Raw genomic sequence first — 18,790 nt, 5'->3', positions numbered from 1 at the left:
CCGATTTGCAGCGAATGATAATGCTTATCATCAACGCAAATGGCAAGTGGCACTTTGGATTACTGTAGGAGCGAGCTTGCTCGCGAAGGGCGTCAACGATATCGCTGGCATCCTGAATAAACGCGGTGGTTTTGCGTTTTTCGCGAGCAAGCTCGCTCCTACAGGCCGAGCATTACTCGGCGTTGCACAGCGCCAGGCAGTTATCCAGCATCCGGTTCGAGAAGCCCCACTCGTTGTCATACCAGGCCAGCACTTTCAGCAGTTTGCCGCTCACTTTGGTGTGATTGGCGTCGAAGATCGACGAAAGCGGGTTATGGTTGAAGTCACTGGAAACCAGCGGCAGGGTGTTGTAGCCGAGGATTTTCGAGTGCTGGCTGGCTTCTTTCAGCAGCGCGTTGACCTGCTCGGCACTGGCTTCTTTTTTCAGTTGCACGGTGAGGTCCACCAGCGACACGTTGATCACCGGTACACGCACGGCCATGCCGGTCAGCTTGCCTGCCAGTTCCGGCAGCACCAGGCCCACGGCTTCGGCAGCGCCGGTCTTGCTCGGGATCATGTTCTGGGTGGCCGAGCGCGCGCGGTACGGGTCGGTGTGGTAGACGTCGGTCAGGTTCTGGTCGTTGGTGTAGGCGTGGATGGTGGTCATCAGGCCGCTTTCGATGCCCAGCTCGCGGTGCAGCACCTGGGCCACGGGCGCCAGGCAGTTGGTGGTGCAGGAAGCGTTGGAGATGATCTGGTGGGATTGACGCAAAATGTCATGGTTTACCCCGTACACCACGGTGGCATCGGCGCCCTTGGCCGGGGCCGAGATGATTACCTTGCGCGCGCCGGCGGTAATATGGGCGGCGGCCTTGTCACGGTCGGTGAACAGACCGGTGCATTCGAACACCACGTCCACCTTGTGGGCAGCCCACGGCAGGTCGGCCGGGTTGCGAATGGCACTCACGGCAATCCGGTCACCGTTCACGGTCAGGCTTTCCTGATCATGAGCGACCTCTGCGTCGAAAGTACCGTGGACGGTGTCGTATTTAAGCAGGTGGGCATTGATCGAGCTGTCGCCGAGATCGTTGATGGCGACGATCTGCAAATCCTGACGGTAGCCTTGGGTATAAAGTGCGCGCAGGACATTACGGCCAATACGGCCAAAACCATTGATAGCGATACGTAGAGTCATTGGAAGGTGCCTGTCGTCGATTTGTTGTAAGAATTACAAGATTATTCGCATAAAAATAGAAAACAAGCCTTTTTAGTGGCAATATTTTGTTCAATCTACAACGAGTGACCTGAATCAACTGGTCCGATTGGTCAAGCAACACCCTGCCAACCTTTTCGCGGCGGGCTTTTGACCAGCATAGACACTCAGGTCGCCACATCCGTTAGCCTGGAGTTCTATACATGCATCCCCGCGTACTTGAGGTCACCGAACGGCTTATCGCCCGCAGCCGTGCAACCCGTGAGGCATACCTTGCGCTCATTCGCGGCGCTGCCAGCGACGGCCCGATGCGCGGCAAGCTGCAATGCGCCAACTTTGCCCACGGCGTGGCCGGGTGTGGCACCGAAGACAAAAACAGCCTGCGCATGATGAACGCCGCCAACGTGGCAATTGTTTCGTCATATAACGACATGCTGTCGGCCCACCAGCCATACGAACATTTCCCCGAGCAAATCAAAAAGGCCCTGCGTGAAGTCGGTTCTGTTGGCCAGTTCGCCGGCGGTACCCCCGCCATGTGCGACGGCGTGACCCAGGGCGAGCCAGGCATGGAGCTCAGCCTGCTGAGCCGCGAAGTGATTGCCATGTCCACAGCGGTAGCGCTGTCCCACAACATGTTCGACGCCGCGCTGATGCTGGGTATCTGCGACAAGATCGTCCCCGGCCTGATGATGGGCGCCCTGCGCTACGGCCACCTGCCGATGATCTTCGTACCGGGCGGCCCGATGCCGTCGGGGATCTCCAACAAACAGAAAGCCGACGTGCGCCAGCGCTACGCCGAAGGCAAGGCCACCCGCGAAGAGCTGCTGGAATCGGAGATGAAGTCCTACCACAGCCCGGGCACCTGCACCTTCTACGGCACCGCCAACACCAACCAGTTGCTGATGGAAGTCATGGGCCTGCACCTGCCGGGCGCCTCGTTCGTCAACCCGTACACGCCGCTGCGTGACGCCCTGACCCGCGAAGCCGCGCACCAGGTCACGCGCCTGACCAAGGCCAACGGCAGCTTCACGCCGATCGGCGAGATCGTCGACGAGAAATCCATCGTCAACTCCATCATCGCCCTCAACGCCACTGGTGGGTCCACCAACCACACCCTGCACATGCCGGCCATCGCCATGTCGGCGGGCATCATCCTGACCTGGGATGACATGGCCGACCTCTCCGAGGTGGTGCCGACCCTGTCCCACGTGTATCCAAACGGCAAGGCCGACATCAACCACTTCCAGGCGGCGGGAGGCATGTCGTTCCTGATCCGCGAACTGCTGGAAGCCGGCCTGCTGCACAACGACGTCAACACCGTGGCCGGTCATGGCCTGAGCCGCTACACCCAGGAACCGTTCCTGGTGGACGGCGAGCTGGTATGGCGTGAAGGCCCGATCGAAAGCCTCGACGAAACCATCCTGCGTCCCGTGGCCCGTGCGTTCTCTCCGGAAGGCGGCCTGCGGGTAATGGAAGGCAACCTCGGCCGGGGTGTGATGAAGGTCTCCGCCGTGGCCCTCGAACATCAAATCGTCGAAGCCCCGGCCGTGGTGTTCCAGGACCAGCAAGACCTGGCCGACGCGTTCAAGGCCGGTGAGTTGGAAAAAGACTTTGTTGCGGTGATGCGTTTCCAGGGCCCGCGCTCCAACGGCATGCCGGAATTGCACAAGATGACCCCGTTCCTCGGCGTGTTGCAGGATCGTGGCTTCAAAGTGGCGTTGGTAACAGACGGGCGCATGTCCGGCGCCTCGGGTAAGATTCCCGCCGCGATTCACGTCAACCCCGAAGCCCAGAGCGGCGGGCCACTGGCACGTGTGCGCGATGGCGATATCATTCGCGTGGATGGCGTCAAAGGCACCTTGGAGCTTAAGGTGGACGCCGAAGAATTTGCCGCGCGCGCGCCTGCCACGGGCCTTCTGGGCAATAACGTGGGGGCCGGTCGCGAGTTGTTTGCGTTCATGCGTTTGGCTGCAAGCTCCGCAGAGCAGGGCGCCAGCGCCTTTACCTCTGCCTTGGAGACACTTAAGTGAAGCTAGCGCTGGTCGGTGATATCGGTGGTACCAACGCCCGTTTTGCGTTGTGGCGGGATCAGGAGCTGCATTCGATCCGCGTCCATGCGACGGCGGATCATGCCAGCCCGGAAGAGGCGATCCAGGTCTATCTGAAGGAAGAAGGCCTGGCCATCGGCTCGATTGGCGCGGTGTGCCTGTCGGTCGCGGGGCCGGTGAGTGGAGATGAATTTAAATTCACCAACAATCACTGGCGCCTGAGCAAGACTGCGTTCTGCAAGACCTTGCAGGTGGACGAGCTGCTGCTGGTGAATGATTTCTCGGCCATGGCCCTGGGCATGACCCGCCTGAAGCCCGACGAATTCCGCGTGGTGTGCGAAGGCACGCCTGAGCCGTTGCGCCCTGCGGTGGTGATCGGCCCGGGCACCGGCCTGGGCGTCGGCACCTTGCTCGACCTCGGCCATGGCCGTTGGGCGGCATTGCCGGGGGAGGGCGGCCATGTCGACCTGCCCGTGAGCAGCCCGCGTGAAGCCCAGCTGTGGCAGCACATCTACAATGAGATCGGCCATGTCAGCGCTGAAACTGCCTTGAGCGGTGGCGGTTTGCCCAGGTTGTACCGGGCGATCTGCGCGGTGGACGGTCACGAGGCGGTTCTGGAAACCCCCGAGGCCATCACTGCTGCCGGCCTGGCGGGTGATCCGATTGCCCTGGAAGTGCTGGACCAGTTCAGTATCTGGCTGGGCCGCGTTGCCGGTAACAACGTGCTGACCACCGGTGGTCGTGGCGGGGTGTACATCGTGGGTGGGGTGATCCCGCGCTTTGCCGATTTCTTTATCAAGAGTGGTTTTGCCAGGAGTTTTGGCGACAAGGGCTGCATGAGCGACTACTTCAAAGGCATTCCGGTGTGGCTGGTGACGGCACCGTATTCAGGGTTGACAGGTGCTGGTGTGGCGCTTGAGCAGGCATTTGCGTAGGCAGTGATGGCCTCTTCGCGAGCAAGCCCGCTCCCACATTCAATCCCATTCCAACTGGATGAATGAGGTCGAATGTGGGAGCGGGCTTGCTCGCGAAGGCGGCCTCAAGGGCAACAAATGACTTAAGCTTGGCCATAACAACAAGGAGGACCCCGTGAGCGTAATCAGTAAATCCATTCTCCTGGTCGACGACGACCAGGAAATCCGCGAGTTGCTGCAAACCTACCTCAGCCGCGCCGGTTTCCAGGTGCGCGGCGTGCCGGATGGCGCGGGGTTCCGCCAGGCGATGAACGAAGCCCCGTGCGACCTGGTGATCCTTGATGTGATGCTGCCGGATGAAGACGGTTTCAGCCTCTGCCGCTGGATCCGCCAGCACCCACGCCAGGCCCAGGTGCCGATCATCATGCTCACCGCCAGTTCCGACGAAGCCGACCGCGTGATCGGCCTGGAGCTGGGTGCCGACGATTACATCGGCAAACCCTTCAGCCCCCGTGAGCTGCAGGCCCGTATCAAGGCCCTGTTGCGGCGTTGCCAGTTTGGCCAGGAGCGCAGCGGCGGCGAGGTGCTGGTGTTTGGCGAGTGGCGCCTGGACATGGTCAGCCACCGGCTGTTCCACGTCGACGGCGAGGAAGTGATTCTTTCCGGCGCCGATTTTGCCCTGCTCAAACTGTTCCTCGACCACCCCCAGCAAATCCTCGACCGCGACACCATCGGCAACGCCACCCGTGGCCGCGACCTGATGCCGCTGGACCGGATTGTCGACATGGCCGTCAGCCGTCTGCGCCAACGCCTGCGCGACACCGAAAAACCACCCCGGCTGATCCGCACCGTGCGCGGCAGTGGCTATCAATTGGCAGCCAGCGTGGTTGCCGGCAATGCCCACTGAGCGCCTGCGTGAACTGCGCCGGCGCATCCCGGTACCGCGTTCGCTGCTGGGGCGGATGTTACTGCTGACCCTGTTGGCGGTGCTGTTTGCCCAGGCGTTGTCCAGCGTGATCTGGGTCTCGCAATTGCGCGCTACCCAGCTTGAAGGCCTGGTAACCGCCGCCCGCAGCCTGGCGCATTCGATGACCGCCAGCGTCAGTTATTTCCGCTCGTTGCCGGTGGCCTTCCGGCCGTTGGTACTGGACCAGTTGCGCAGCATGGGCGGTACCCGGTTTGTGGTGACGCTCAACGATAAGCCCCTGGACATGGCGGTATTGCCGGAAACCCCGCGCAAGCATGCAGTGCTCGGTGCTGTCGAAGAAGTGTTGCGCCAGACCCTGGGCAGCGACGTGCATGTTTCGGTGGAGTTCGTCAGCGCCGAAGACCTGCGCATCTTCAACGCCGGCTTGAAACTCGATGAATTGCCGCGCTCCTGGGCGCATTACGCGTTGACCCTGGAACCGGTGAATCCGCCGGTGTTGGTCACCCAGATCCAGCTGGCCCAGGGCGAATGGCTCTACATTGCCTCCTTGCTGCCCGAACCCTATACCAGCCTCGAAGAACAAGGCCTGCCATACCAGCAGGTGTGGTTTATCGTGCTCACCAGCGGCTTCCTGCTGCTGTTTATCGGCCTGTTGGTGCACTGGCAAAGCCGTCCACTCAAGCGCCTGGCGAGGGCGGCGCGGGACATGTCCCTGGGCGCCGACGTGGAGCCGGTGGCCGAAGGCGGCGGCAGCGAAGTGGTGGAAGTAGGCCGCGCGTTCAATGCCATGCGCGAACGCATCAGCCGTTACCTGACCGAACGCAGCCAGCTGTTCAGCGCCATTTCCCACGACCTGCGCACACCCATCACACGCCTGCGGTTGCGGGTGGAATTGCTGGAAGACGAGAACCTGCAAGCCAAGTTCGGCCGCGACCTGGATGAACTGGAGTTGCTGGTCAAAGGCGCGTTGCAGTGCGTGAAGGACACCGACATCCACGAAAACATCGAACCGGTGGACCTCAACCACGTACTCGACTGCCTGGTGGAGCCGTACCTGGCGCCCAACGGCAATGGGCGCGTGACCCAACATGGTCGGGCACTTACGACGTACCCGGGCAAGCCGCTGGCGCTCAAGCGCTGCATCGGCAACCTGATCGACAACGCCCTGAAGTACGGGCAGAACGCCCATTTGCACATTGAAGACGATGGCGCGGAGTTCATCCTCCACGTCGACGACGAAGGCCCGGGCGTGCCGGAACAGCGCCTGGAGCAGGTCTTCGAGCCGCACTTCCGCCTGGCCGGGCAGCAACAGGGTTACGGCCTGGGCCTGGGCATCGCCCGCAACATTGCCCACAGCCATGGCGGTGAAGTGAGTTTGCAGAATCTGCGGGAGGGCGGTTTGCGGGTGACCTTGCAACTGCCTCGTGGCCTGGATTGAACACCACCAATACCGCAGCTGATTGAGTACTTGTGGCGAGGGAGCTTGCTCCCGTTGGGGCGCGAAGCGGCCCCAAAAGATGGGACTGCTGCGCAGTCCAACGGGAGCAAGCTCCCTCGCCACATTATTAGTATCCGGTGTTATAACCGTGGTTAGACGCTCTGGCGCAACCTGGCCAGATCCCGCAACGGCGGCGCACCAAACAGCCGGCTGTATTCGCGGCTGAACTGTGATGGGCTCTCATAGCCCACCCGATACCCCGCCGCCGAGGCTTCCAGGCCCTCGGCGATCATCAGCCGCCGAGCCTCCTGCAAGCGCAACTGTTTTTGGTACTGCAACGGGCTCATGGCGGTCATCGCCTTGAAGCGGTGGTGCAAGGTCGAGACGCTGAGGTTCACTTCCTTGGCCAGGTCATCAATGCGCAGGGGCTGTTCGTAGTTGCCGTTCAACCAGGTGATCGCCTGGCTCACCCGATGGCTCTGACTGTTGGCGACGGCAATTTCATACAGCCGATAACCCTGCGGACCGCGCAACAGGCGATAGAGAATTTCCCGATTGATCAGCGGCGCGAGCATTGCGATGTCTTTCGGTGTGTCGAGCAATCGGGTCAGGCGCAGCACGGCGTCCAGTAGCTGGCTGTCCAGGCGGTCGACATACATCCCTCGGGAGGTCGGGCGCGGGGGCACGCCCATCGGCCCGGCTTCGGCAATCAGTGCGGTGATCTGTGCCGGGTCGATATTCACCCGAATCGACAGGTTGGGGTCTTCCGGCGTGGCATCAAGGATGCGCCCGGCCACCGGCATCGCTACCGAAAACACCAGGTAATTGAGCGGGTCATAGGCGAAGACTTCATCCGCCAAACGCACTTCCTTGCGACCCTGGGCGAGGATGCACAGTGCGGGTTCCACCAGCACCGGCGTGAATTCACGCGGGGAGTTATGACGGTTGAGATACAGCGACGTGATCGCCGTGCCGTAGGAACCATCCTCCCAGGTATGCCGGCGAACGATGCCGGCGAGTTCTGCGCGCTGCTTTTCCATATCGGCGTCGAGGGGGTTGGAGCGAAGTTCGGGCGACGACATGGGACATCCTCTGGTGCTTTGACGATGGGCACAGCTTAAGGGCGACTTTGCAAAAAGCGGTATTTCGATTCTGCACAATCCTTGCCTGATCCTGCGAAAAATCGTGAATCAGGCAAGCCGGGGCCTGTCATGCCCCTGAAATACGGCAGTCATGCCGGGAATAAACTTCGCAGGCCGATTGCTATATCTACGCATCTCGCAGGATTGTGCAATAAGCCAGCAGGAATTGACTAACCGCATCCACCCCCGCGCCCGTATCTTTGATCCTGTGGCAACACGCCCTCACAGTGCTTGCCGAGCATCACTTCTCAACGGGAGAGTCGAACATGTCCACCCCCATTCCCGCGAGCCATATGGCCTTTATCCGTGCCCGTACCGGGTACAGCACCGAACTGGGTGCACGCTTGAGCAGTTTGATCGAACCGGGCCGCCAGGCTCAGGGTTGCCTGCAATTCTCGTTGCAGCACTCCCTGGCCGACCCGGATGTGTGGTTGGTGTCGGGCTTCTGGAGCAGCGAGCAGGCGATGAGTGCCTACTTCAGCTCGCCGGCGCTGATGGTCTTCACCGAGTTGTTGAATGACATGGTGGTTCGCAGCATGGACTTCCAGACCTTCACCGACGCCTCGGCAGCCAATGCCTATGGCGAGTACCTGCAACTGGCGGGCTAGTGCTTTAGAATGGCCGCCTTTCCCATTGGCCAGGACCTGCAACATGGCACGTAAAGAGTTTGCCCACCACGAAGCCGTTTCCGCCTTGGTGCGTGAAGAAGAGGGTGGCTATAGCGCCGCCATCGCCGTCAAGGCGCTGGATGGCATGGGCGCACCGCGCTTTCACAAGATCCTCGATGGACAGACGTTCAAGACTGCCTCCGACGCCGACGATGCCGCAGCTCTGCAACTGGAGCGCTTGGTCGATGTAGATGAAGACGGTCAGCTCTCTTGGGCAACTTCCGCCAACTAAAAACACCGCTGATCCAAATCTGGGAGCGGGCTTGTGTGGGAGCGGGCTTGCTCGCGAATGCGGTGGATCAGTTGGCATATGCATTGACTGATACGCCCCCTTCGCGAGCAAGCCCGCTCCCACATTTTTATCGCATTCCAATCAGCGTTTCGCGGCGCCTGGGCGGTACATTTTGAACAGCGCTTCCGGCCCCAACTGAAAATAATCCGCCGGGCCACCTCCACGCAGGATCGGCTGGGCGGCAGCCGTGTCGTACACCCCGTCTTTCAGCAGCCATTTGGCGATATGCACCGCGACCACCTCGCCGAGCACCAACCAGCTTGGCACCAGCTCCTTGTCGGCGCGCTGCAGCTGAATGATCTGCGTCACCTTGCACTCGAACGACACCGGGCTTTCGCCCACGCGAGGCACGGCGATCACCTTTGAAGCCACCGGCGTCAGGCCCGACAATTCAAACTCGTTGACCTCGGGTGATACCGGCGCGCAACTCTGGTTCATCTGCTCGGCCAGCGGGCGGGTGGCCAGGTTCCACACGAACTCACCGGTCTGTTCGATGTTGTTCAGGCTGTCTTTGCGCCCGACACTGGAAAACCCAATGATCGGCGGAATGTAGTTGAACGCGTTAAAGAAACTGTAGGGCGCCAGGTTCAGGCGGCCCTGGCTGTCGTGGGACGAAATCCAGCCAATCGGGCGCGGGCCGACGATCGCGTTGAACGGGTCATGGGGCAGGCCGTGGCCGTTGGCGGGTTCGTAGAAATGAATATCGTCGGACATGGCCGGGGTTCCTGCTGCGCTGTTCTGGGGAGGGCACCATAGTGCAATCCGGCGCGGCGGATTTCTATCATCCATATGGAATTTTCATACAGCCCCCACCTATTTTTCACAGCTCCCGGGTCAGTCTGCGCGCCAGGTCGACACCCCCTATAAGTCGACCGATTGAACGACTGAGCCTTTGGAGCCTTCTGCACAATGAACAAACTTCCTCAGATCACCCTGGCGTTCTGGGTCATGAAAATCTGCGCCACGACCCTGGGCGAAACCGCCGGGGACTTGCTGTCGATGACCTTGAATGTCGGTTACGCCATCAGCTCGATGATCCTGATCAGCGTGTTCCTGGTCACTCTGGTGACGCAACTCTGGTCGAAAACCTACAACCCGGTGCTGTACTGGATCGTGATCCTGTCCACCAGCACCGCCGGCACCACCATGTCGGACTTTATGGACCGCACGCTGGGGCTGGGTTATGCCACGGGCTCGATGATTCTGGTGTCGATCCTGGTGGCGATCTTTGCCCTGTGGCGTATCAGCGGCGACTCGCTGAACGTGAACAAGGTGCAGACCTTTCGCGGTGAGCTGTTCTACTGGATGGCGATTCTGTTCTCCAACACCCTGGGCACGGCGCTGGGTGATTTCCTCGCGGATGATTCCGGGCTGGGGTTCGCTGGTGGCGCGTTGCTGATCGGGGCGAGTATCGCGGTGGTGGTGTTGCTTAAATACTTCACGCGGATTTCGTCGGTGCTGCTGTTCTGGGTGGCGTTTGTGTTGACCCGGCCGTTCGGCGCAACCCTGGGTGACTTCCTGACCAAACCCCATGAAAAGGGCGGGCTGGACTTTGGCACCATCGGCTCGTCGGCCGTGTTGGCGGCGGTGCTGGTGGTGATGATTGCCGGGGCGGCGTATGCCCAGCGTCGGTATGGACGCCAGGCAGCTGCCGAGCTGTCTTGAGGGCAATGAAAAAGGGCCGTGTCATTGACTGACATGGCCCTTTTTTTACGCCTGTCGAACCCTTAGTCCGTAGTAATCCGCGAATGCTTGCGGGTGTCCTTCATGGTCACATACACCAACAGCGACACCGCAATACACGCGGTGACGTACCAGTAGTAACCGGTTTCCATACCAATGCTCTTGAACCACAGCGCGATGTATTCAGCGGTGCCGCCGAAGATCGACACGGTCAGCGCATAGGGCAAGCCAACACCCAGGGCGCGGATTTCGGTGGGGAACAATTCGGCCTTCACCACGGCGTTGATCGAGGTGTAGCCGCTGACGATGATCAGCGCCGCCATGATCAGGAAGAACGCGCCCCACCAGGTCTGGATGGTGTGCAGGGTGGTGAGGATCGGCACGGTGAACAGCGTGCCGAGGACGCCGAAGGCGATCAGGATCGGCCGGCGGCCAACCTTGTCCGACAGCCCGCCGATGATGGGTTGCAGGCACATGAACAGGAACAGCGTGGCCGCCGAAATGGTGGTGGAGTCGGAGATGCTCATGCCGACGGTGTTCACCAGGTATTTCTGCATGTAGGTGGTGTAGGTGTAGAACGCCAGGGTGCCGCCCATGGTCAGGCCGACTACGGTCATCAGTTCCTTGGGGTGGCGCATCAAGGTGCGCATTGCGCTTTCCTTGGCCTTTTCTTTCTTGGTGAACGACTCGGTTTCTTCCATGCCACGACGCAGGTACAGCGCCACTACCGCACACAGGGCGCCGATGGCGAACGGGATGCGCCAGCCCCAGTCGTACAGTTGTTCGGTGGTCAGCAATTGTTGCAGCACGATCAATACCGCCAGGGCGATGAGCTGGCCGGAGATCAGGGTCACGTACTGGAAGCTGGAGTAGAAGCCCCGACGTTCCTTGGTCGCCATTTCGCTGAGGTAAGTGGCGGAGGTGCCGTATTCACCGCCGACCGACAGCCCCTGCAGTAAGCGGGCGAAAACCAGCAGGATCGGCGCACCGATACCAATGGCTTCATAGCCCGGGCTCAGGGCAATCAGCAAAGAGCCGAAGCACATCAGGTACACCGAGGCCATCAAGGCCTTTTTACGCCCGACCTTGTCGGCGTACAGGCCCATCAGCCAGCCACCGATCGGACGCATCAGGAAGCCCACGGCGAAGATCGCGGCGGTGTTCAGGAGTTGGGCGGTGGTGTCGCCTTTCGGGAAAAAGGTCTTGGCGAAATACAGGGAGAAAGCCGCGTAGACGTACCAGTCGTACCACTCGACCATGTTGCCGACCGATCCGCTGAAGATCGACCTGATACGGCTGGAGGTGGTGCGTTCTTTTGCCGGCGCAGCCGCCGACCCCAGAGGCAGGGAGTTGGAGTTATCCATTTAAGGATCCTTCATCTAATTGTTTTTGTGGAGCGCGCGGTAGCGCAGCCTGGCTGGGCTATAGCAGGAGCTGTGCCAAGCCGATGAAGGCCCGGTCTAGAAGGGTTTGCGGAAATTTTTGAGCGGAAAATTGCTGATGAATCAAGGGGGATGAGCGGAAAACCGCCGACGAAGATCGCTCCCACGCTCTGCGTGGGAGCGCATCCTGTGACGCTCCGTGTCACGATTTTAAGGGCGGACGCGGAGCGCCCAGAGCTGCATCCCCACGCGGAGCGTGGGAACGATCGGGTTAGAGGAACGTGTCCCGCGCCAGGCCATGGCGCTGCATTTTTTCATTGAAGGTGCGCCGTGGCAGTTGCAGCTCGGCCAGCACCGCCTTGATATCGCCTTTGTGCCGGGTCAGCGCGGCTTTCAGGCAATGGGCTTCAAATGCTTCCTGCTGCGCCGCCAACGATTGCCCGGCTTCGATGCCTTCCGGCTCCGGTTCACCCAGCCCCAGCACCTGGCGTTCCGCGGCATTGGCCAGCTCCCGCACATTCCCCGGCCAGTCATGGCTGAGCAGGCGCCCCAGCGCGGGTCCGCTCAGCGGCGCGAAGTTGCGGCCCAGGCGCTCGGCGGCGCTTTGTGCAAAGTGCTCGAACAGCAGGGGAATGTCTTCCCGGCGTTCCCGCAGCGGTGGCAGGCGCAGTTGTGCGACGGTCAGGCGATAGGCCAAGTCCTCGCGAAAACGCCCGGCGCGAGCTTCGTCCAGCAGGTCGGGTTTGGTGGCGGCGATGATCCGCAAGTCCACCTTGATGCTTTGATTGGAACCGAGCCGTTCGAGTTTTTGCTCCTGCAACACCCGCAGCAATTTCACCTGCTGGGCCAGCGGCATGCTTTCGATCTCATCGAGAAACAGCGTGCCGCCATTGGCGTATTCCAGCTTGCCGATGCGCTTGCCCTGGGCGCCGGTGAACGCGCCACTTTCATGGCCGAACAGCTCGGCTTCAAACAGCTGCTCGGGAATCGCCGCGCAGTTCAGCGCCACAAACGGCTTCTTCGCCCGGGGGCCGAAATCATGCAGGCAACGGGCGACCAGCTCCTTGCCGCTGCCGGTTTCACCGCGAATCAACACATTGACCGGCAAGCCGGCCAGGTCCAGGACTTGCCGGCGCAGGTTCTGCAAACCCCGGGACACCCCCAGCAGGCTCGATTCCAGTTGGGCCCGGTGATCGGCCTGCTGATGCAACCGGCGGTTTTCCAGCACCAGCCCGCGCTTGTCCAGCGCTCGGCGCAGGCTGCTGAGCAGGGCCTCGGGGCTGAAGGGTTTTTCGAGGAAGTCGTAGGCGCCGTCGCGCATGGCCTCGACGGCCATCGGCACATCGCCGTGGCCGGTGAGCAGAATCACCGGCAGGTCGGCGTCACGCCGCTGCACTTCAGCCAGCAACTCCAGGCCGCTGAGGCCGGGCATGCGCACGTCGCTCAGGATCACCCCGGGAAAGTCCCGGGGCAATTGCGCCAGGCATTCTTCGGCGCGGCTGAACAACTGCACCTCAAAGCCCGACAGGCTCAGCCATTGCTCGACGGCCGTGCGAATGCTGGCTTCGTCGTCGACCACAATCACCGCATTCAACATAGGTCTGGCGTCTCCAGTGCGATGGGCAAGGTCAGGGTAAAGATCGCCCCGTCACCTTGATTGCCGGCGCTCAGGCGCCCGCCAAGTTCGTGGACGATAGCGTACGACACGGCGAGCCCCAAGCCGAGCCCGTCGCCCACCGGCTTGGTGGTGAAGAACGGGTCGAACACGCTGTTGAGGTTTTCCTCGGCGATCCCGCCGCCGCTGTCGCTGACGGTCAGGTGCCATAGCTGCTGATCGGCGTGCAGACGGATCTCCAGGCGCTTGCGTGGCTTGTCGGCCATGGCGTCGAGGGCGTTGCGCAGCAGGTTGATCAGCACCTGTTCGAGGCGGATCGCGTCGCCGCGTACCCAGGCCGGGCGGGTCAGGTCCAGTACGGTGCCGATGGCTTCGTCCCGCAGGCGCGCATCGAGCAAGTGCAGGGACTGGTCCACCACCGTCGCCAGGTCGAGGCGTTCGCGCAGGCCGCTGGGGCTCTTGCGGGCGAAGGTCTTGAGGTGGCCGGTGAGCGCGGCCATGCGTGTGAGCATGTCGTCCAGCGGGGTCAGGGCCTGGTAGGCGTCGTCCACCCGGCCATGGTCCAGCAGCAGCCGCAGAGTCGCCAACTGCATGCGCTGGGCGGTCAATGGCTGGTTGATTTCGTGAGCGAGGGCGGCAGACATCTGCCCCAGCGCTGCCAGTTTGGCGGATTGCACCAGGCCATCCTGGGCAGTACGCAGGGCGCGGGTGCGTTCTTCCACCAGTTGTTCAAGTTCTTCGCGGCTGCGCTGGCGCAAGCGGGCGAGGCGCCAGCGCTGGGTCAGGAACAGCACCAGGAACACCAGCGCCAGCCATGAGCCGGCGGCGGCGAGGCCGGCGTTGCGTTGGTCTTCAAAGGCAAATTGTGGCTTGCGCAGCAGGTGCAAGGTCCAGCCTTCGGCCTTCAGCGGCAGGGATTCCCAAATGTAATTGGCCTTGCCGTCGGGGCCGTCGACGCGCATCAGGTGGCTGTTTTCGTCAAAGCGCTGCAAGGCTTCGGTGTCCAGCGGCAGCAATTGTTTCTTGTCGTATTGGCGGGTGGCCTTGAGTTCGGCGTGGTCGCTGTCCGACAACGGACGCAGCGCGCGGTAGCGCCAGCCCGGCTGATTGGCGATAAACACAATGCCCCGGGCATCGCTGACCAGCAGCAAGTCATTGCCCTGGGCCCACTCGCGCTCCAGTTCCGGGAACTCCAGCTTGACCACCATGGCACCGAGGAACTGCTCGTTCTCGCCGACCACCGCGCTGGAGAGGAAATACCCCGGAATCCCGGTGGTCACGCCCACTGCATAAAAACGCCCGGTGCCCTGGCTCAAGGTTTGGCTGAAGTAGGGGCGAAACGCGTAGTTGTGCCCCACATAACTGCTGGGCAGGTTCCAGTTGCTGGCGGCCACGGCTAGGCCGTTGCGGTCCATCAGTTCCAGGGTCGAGGACTGGGCGGCGCCGTTGATGCGCTCCAGCTTGCGGTTGAGCAAATCCTGGGTGGCGGTGTCCAGCGGGCCCTTCAGGGCGCTGATCATTTCCGAGTCCAGGGCCAGCACGGCGGGCAGGGCGCGGTAGCGTTCGATCAGGGTGTGCAGGGAGTTGCCATAAAGCATGAGCTGCTGATTGGCGCGGGCGGCGTCATCCACCAGGGCCAGGCGTTCGGCGTGGCGGGTAGCCAGGGCGGCAGCCAGTACCGCGCCGGCGATGATCAGCAGGGAGTAGAAGGTCAAACGCAAAGGCCGGGGAATCGCGATCATTCGAGGATGAACAGTGCAATTAGGGGCGAGCACCATAGCATGAGGCGCATGGCTGTTGTGGCGAGGGAGCTTGCTCCCGCTGGGGCGCGTAGCGGCCCCAAAAAAATGGGAGCGCTGCGCACTGGAGCGGAGCAAGCTCCCTCGCCACAGTGAGAGGTGCATGAAACAAAAAAAGGCGACCGTAGTGGTCGCCTTTTATCCTTGCAGGGGAAATGCTTACTGCACTTCAACCGCCAGGCTTTCACTGATCTTTTTCTGCCAGATGGCAGGACCGGTGATGTGTACCGACTCGCCCTTGCTATCAACGGCAACGGTGACCGGCATGTCTTTCACGTCGAACTCGTAGATCGCTTCCATGCCCAGCTCGGCGAACGCCACGACGCGGGATTTCTTGATGGCCTGGGCCACCAGGTAAGCCGCGCCGCCCACTGCCATCAGGTAAACCGCCTTGTGGTCCTTGATCGCTTCGATAGCGGTCGGGCCGCGCTCGGATTTGCCGATCATGCCCAATAGGCCGGTTTGCTCGAGGATCTGGCGGGTGAACTTGTCCATCCGCGTGGCGGTGGTCGGACCGGCAGGCCCCACCACTTCTTCGCGCACCGGATCAACCGGGCCCACGTAGTAGATGAAGCGACCCTTGAGGTCCACCGGCAGGGTTTCGCCCTTGTTCAGCATCTCGACCATGCGCTTGTGCGCGGCGTCGCGACCGGTGAGCATCTTGCCGTTGAGCAGCACGGTTTCGCCCGGCTTCCAGCTCTGCACGTCTTCCGGGGTCAGGGTGTCGAGGTTGACGCGACGGGCCGACGGGCCGGCTTCCCAGACGATTTCCGGGTAGGCGTCCAGCGGTGGCGCTTCGAGCGATGCAGGGCCCGAACCGTCGAGCACGAAGTGCGCGTGACGGGTGGCGGCGCAGTTGGGGATCATGCACACCGGCAGCGAAGCCGCGTGGGTCGGGTAGTCCATGATTTTCACGTCGAGCACGGTGGTCAGGCCACCCAGGCCCTGGGCGCCGATGCCCAGTTGGTTGACCTTCTCGAACAGCTCCAGGCGCATCTCTTCGATACGGTTGGACGGGCCGCGCTTCTTCAGCTCGTGGATGTCGATGGATTCCATCAACACTTCCTTGGCCATTACCGCGGCTTTCTCGGCGGTGCCGCCGATGCCGATGCCAAGCATGCCCGGTGGGCACCAGCCGGCGCCCATGGTCGGAACGGTCTTGAGCACCCAGTCGACGATCGAGTCGGACGGGTTGAGCATAGCCATTTTCGACTTGTTCTCGGAACCACCGCCCTTGGCGGCCACGTCCACTTCCACGGTGTTACCCGGGACGATGGAGTAGTGGATCACGGCAGGGGTGTTGTCCTTGGTGTTTTTACGCGCACCGGCCGGGTCGGCGAGGATCGAAGCCCGCAGGACGTTTTCCGGCAGGTTGTAGGCCTGGCGCACGCCTTGGTTGATCATGTCGTCCAGGCTCATGGTGGCGCCATCCCAGCGCACGTCCATGCCTACACGTACAAATACGGTGACAATCCCGGTGTCCTGGCAGATCGGGCGGTGGCCGGTAGCACACATGCGCGAGTTGATCAGGATCTGAGCCATGGAGTCACGGGCCGCTGGCGATTCTTCGCGCAGGTAGGCCTCGTGCATCGCCTGGATGAAGTCAACGGGATGGTAGTAGGAAATGAATTGCAGGGCGTCGGCAACGCTCTGAATCAGGTCGTCTTGCTTGATCACGGTCATGAGTCGCGCTCCTCTATAAGGGAACATTCAATAAAGGTGGCGTCAGTGTTGCATCGGTCGGCTGAAGCCACCTTTCCAAGGCACGCCAAAGTGGTGCAGGCGCGACGCTAAAAAGGCGCGGCAGTATAACCCGCCACGGTGGCCGATACACCCGACTATGGTCAAACTCTACCGGGCGTGATTCCCTGTAGACGCCTTTTTGATCCGAGACCCTTGATGCCTGAACTTCACGTCGGTGAACGCCACTGGTCGGTAGCCGCCGGCAGCAACCTGCTGGATGCCCTGAACCAGGCGGGCGTGGCCGTGCCTTATAGTTGCCGCGCCGGCAGCTGCCATGCCTGCCTGGTGCGTTGCCAGGGTGATATCCAGGACAACCAGCCGGATGCCCTGAGCCCGGCGCAGCGCCAGGATGGCTGGCGCCTGGCGTGCCAGTGCCAGGTCGCAGGTGACTTGCAGGTCGAAGCCTTCGACCCGCTGCGTGACGGGTTGCCGGCGACGGTGTTGAGCGTCGATTGGTTGACCCCGAGTGTACTGCGCTTGCGGCTGCAACCCGAACGCGGCTTGCGCTACCGGGCGGGGCAGCATCTGGTGTTGTGGGCCGGCAGCGTTGCGCGGCCTTATTCATTGGCCAGCCTGCCCCAGGAAGATCCGTTTCTCGAATTTCACATCGATTGCCGCCTGCCCGGCGAATTCAGCGACGCCGCCCGCCAATTCAAGGCCGGTGACAGCCTGCGCCTGGGCGAATTGCGGGGCGGCGCGTTGCAGTACGACCCCGACTGGCAATCGCGGCCGCTCTGGCTGCTGGCCTCGGGCACCGGACTCGGCCCGCTATGGGGCGTGTTGCGCGAGGCCTTGCGCCAGGATCACCAGGGCGCCATCCGGGTCATTCACCTGGCCCATGACGCGGGCGGTCATTACCTCGCCGGGCCATTGGCCCAGCTGGCTGGTGCGCATCCGAACGTGACCGTTGAGCTATGGACAGCGGCTGAGGTGACGCAGGCGTTGGCGCAACTGCGGCTTGTTTCCCGGCAAACTCTGGCTTTACTCTGCGGGCACCCGGCCAGTGTCGAGGCCTTTTCCAAGCGCCTGTTCCTGGCCGGACTGCCGCGCAATCAACTGCTGGCCGATGTGTTCCTGCCCCGTGGTTGAGCGCTGAATTTCCCAGCCGCGAGATTTGTCATGACCGATGCCATCCTGCAGCAACGCGAACGCGGGTTGCTGATTTTGCAGCTCAACCGCCCGGACAAGAAAAATGCCCTGACCCGCGCCATGTACAGCCAATTGGCCGAGGCGCTGGAGCAGGCGGATGCCGATACCTGCGTGAATGCCGTGCTGATCCAGGGCAGCAGCGAGTGCTTCACCGCCGGTAACGATATTGGCGACTTCCTCGAACAACCGCCGGCGGATCTCGACAGCCCGGTCTTCAATTTCATGCGCAGCTTGCTCAACTGCCGCAAGCCGGTGATTGCGGCAGTGGCGGGCGTGGCGGTGGGAATTGGCACGACGCTGCTGCTGCATTGTGACCTGGTGTATGTCAGCCGGGATGCACGGTTGCGCATGCCGTTCGTCAACCTGGGGCTGTGTCCGGAGTTTGGGTCCAGCTTGATCCTCCCGCGCTTGCTGGGGCATGCCAAGGCGGCGGAGTTGCTGCTGTTGGGTGAAGGGTTTACCGGCGAACAGGCTGCCGCCTGGGGCATTGCCACCGAGGCATTGGGTAGCGGTGAATCGGCCCTGGCCAAGGCGCGGGAAATTGCTGGACGGTTTGAGACCCTGGCGCCGGGCGCGGTGCAGGTCAGCAAGCATCTGATGAAAAGCGTTGATCGCGAGCAGTTGCGCAAGGTGATCGAGGAGGAGGGGGCGTTGTTTACCCAGAGGTTGAAGTCGCCGGAGGCGATTGCGGCGTTGTCGGGGTTTATCACTCGGAGATGAATGAGCGTTGACTGGTCGGCCGTCTTCGCGAGCAAGCCCGCTCCCACATTCGACCGTGTTTCTTCAGGATGTACGCG

16 protein-coding genes and 1 pseudogene are annotated in these 18,790 nt (G+C 61.9%); 10 read left to right on the top strand and 7 right to left on the bottom strand.

The annotated features are described in order from the left end of the window. Nucleotides 1-172: 172 nt before the first annotated feature. Nucleotides 173-1,174 (bottom strand): type I glyceraldehyde-3-phosphate dehydrogenase, encoded by a 1,002-nt coding sequence (gene gap, locus AC3WKX_RS16340; RefSeq protein WP_003214117.1) that lies wholly within the window; start codon nucleotides 1,172-1,174, stop codon nucleotides 173-175. Nucleotides 1,175-1,395: 221 nt separating this feature from the next. Here gap and edd point away from each other — a divergent pair, with 221 nt between their 5' ends. From edd to AC3WKX_RS16315, 5 genes and pseudogenes are all read left to right on the top strand, one after another. Then, nucleotides 1,396-3,222, top strand: a complete 1,827-nt coding sequence (edd, locus tag AC3WKX_RS16335) for a phosphogluconate dehydratase (RefSeq protein WP_003214119.1) — start codon at nucleotides 1,396-1,398, stop codon at nucleotides 3,220-3,222. Continuing rightward, nucleotides 3,219-4,175, top strand: a complete 957-nt coding sequence (locus AC3WKX_RS16330) for a glucokinase (RefSeq protein ID WP_003214122.1) — start codon at nucleotides 3,219-3,221, stop codon at nucleotides 4,173-4,175. Before edd ends, AC3WKX_RS16330 begins: the two co-directional genes overlap by 4 nt. Nucleotides 4,176-4,329: 154 nt before the next feature. Further along, entirely contained in the window at nucleotides 4,330-5,061 is a 732-nt protein-coding gene (locus tag AC3WKX_RS16325) for a response regulator (protein WP_003214124.1), read from the top strand. Beyond that, nucleotides 5,051-6,520, top strand: a complete 1,470-nt coding sequence (locus tag AC3WKX_RS16320; RefSeq protein WP_003214126.1) for an ATP-binding protein — start codon at nucleotides 5,051-5,053, stop codon at nucleotides 6,518-6,520. Before AC3WKX_RS16325 ends, AC3WKX_RS16320 begins: the two co-directional genes overlap by 11 nt. Before the next feature lie 21 nt (nucleotides 6,521-6,541). After that, nucleotides 6,542-6,643 (top strand): annotated as a pseudogene (locus AC3WKX_RS16315) (N-acetyltransferase); the annotation flags it as partial. A gap of 29 nt (nucleotides 6,644-6,672) precedes the next feature. Here the strand turns inward: AC3WKX_RS16315 and AC3WKX_RS16310 are convergent. Beyond that, entirely contained in the window at nucleotides 6,673-7,602 is a 930-nt protein-coding gene (locus AC3WKX_RS16310; RefSeq protein WP_102605693.1) for an AraC family transcriptional regulator, read from the bottom strand. Nucleotides 7,603-7,928: 326 nt separating this feature from the next. Here AC3WKX_RS16310 and AC3WKX_RS16305 point away from each other — a divergent pair, with 326 nt between their 5' ends. Next, nucleotides 7,929-8,270, top strand: a complete 342-nt coding sequence (locus tag AC3WKX_RS16305; protein ID WP_003214130.1) for an antibiotic biosynthesis monooxygenase family protein — start codon at nucleotides 7,929-7,931, stop codon at nucleotides 8,268-8,270. A gap of 43 nt (nucleotides 8,271-8,313) precedes the next feature. Beyond that, nucleotides 8,314-8,562 (top strand): hypothetical protein, encoded by a 249-nt coding sequence (locus AC3WKX_RS16300; protein WP_003214132.1) that lies wholly within the window; start codon nucleotides 8,314-8,316, stop codon nucleotides 8,560-8,562. A 141-nt stretch (nucleotides 8,563-8,703) separates the two neighbouring features. On the opposite strand, the gene AC3WKX_RS16295 is transcribed toward AC3WKX_RS16300, so the two are convergent. Beyond that, a complete protein-coding gene (locus tag AC3WKX_RS16295) occupies nucleotides 8,704-9,336 on the bottom strand; it encodes a flavin reductase family protein (RefSeq protein ID WP_102605692.1) in 633 nt (210 codons plus the stop codon). A 195-nt stretch (nucleotides 9,337-9,531) separates the two neighbouring features. On the opposite strand from AC3WKX_RS16295, the gene AC3WKX_RS16290 reads away from it, so the two are divergent. Then, nucleotides 9,532-10,287 carry a COG4705 family protein gene (locus AC3WKX_RS16290; RefSeq protein ID WP_102605691.1) on the top strand — a complete coding sequence of 252 codons (756 nt, stop codon included), beginning with the start codon at nucleotides 9,532-9,534 and terminating at the stop codon, nucleotides 10,285-10,287. 62 nt (nucleotides 10,288-10,349) lie between these two features. Here AC3WKX_RS16290 and AC3WKX_RS16285 read toward each other — a convergent pair whose 3' ends face one another. The 4 genes from AC3WKX_RS16285 to AC3WKX_RS16270 form a co-directional block, all read right to left on the bottom strand. Next, nucleotides 10,350-11,669, bottom strand: coding sequence for an MFS transporter (locus tag AC3WKX_RS16285; RefSeq protein WP_010169987.1), 1,320 nt, complete (start codon nucleotides 11,667-11,669; stop codon nucleotides 10,350-10,352). Nucleotides 11,670-11,958: 289 nt separating this feature from the next. Continuing rightward, nucleotides 11,959-13,284, bottom strand: coding sequence for a sigma-54-dependent transcriptional regulator (locus AC3WKX_RS16280; protein ID WP_102605689.1), 1,326 nt, complete (start codon nucleotides 13,282-13,284; stop codon nucleotides 11,959-11,961). After that, the gene (locus AC3WKX_RS16275) at nucleotides 13,278-15,044 is read right to left on the bottom strand and encodes an ATP-binding protein (protein WP_008435493.1); all 1,767 of its coding nucleotides are present in this window, start codon (nucleotides 15,042-15,044) and stop codon (nucleotides 13,278-13,280) included. The genes AC3WKX_RS16280 and AC3WKX_RS16275 overlap by 7 nt, the downstream gene beginning before the upstream one ends. Before the next feature lie 216 nt (nucleotides 15,045-15,260). Continuing rightward, a complete protein-coding gene (locus AC3WKX_RS16270) occupies nucleotides 15,261-16,784 on the bottom strand; it encodes a fumarate hydratase (RefSeq protein WP_003214142.1) in 1,524 nt (507 codons plus the stop codon). Nucleotides 16,785-17,000: 216 nt separating this feature from the next. Between AC3WKX_RS16270 and AC3WKX_RS16265 the strand changes: the two genes are divergently transcribed. Together AC3WKX_RS16265 and AC3WKX_RS16260 are read left to right on the top strand one after the other, a co-directional pair. Next, nucleotides 17,001-17,933 carry an iron-sulfur-binding ferredoxin reductase gene (locus tag AC3WKX_RS16265; protein WP_102605688.1) on the top strand — a complete coding sequence of 311 codons (933 nt, stop codon included), beginning with the start codon at nucleotides 17,001-17,003 and terminating at the stop codon, nucleotides 17,931-17,933. A gap of 30 nt (nucleotides 17,934-17,963) precedes the next feature. Beyond that, nucleotides 17,964-18,713, top strand: a complete 750-nt coding sequence (locus AC3WKX_RS16260) for an enoyl-CoA hydratase-related protein (RefSeq protein ID WP_102605687.1) — start codon at nucleotides 17,964-17,966, stop codon at nucleotides 18,711-18,713. Nucleotides 18,714-18,790 lie beyond the last annotated feature (77 nt).

The organism is Pseudomonas sp. GP01-A4 (assembly GCF_058780865.1).
The sequence above is the reverse complement of the archived record's forward strand: the minus strand, read 5'-3'. Positions and strand labels throughout refer to the sequence as shown.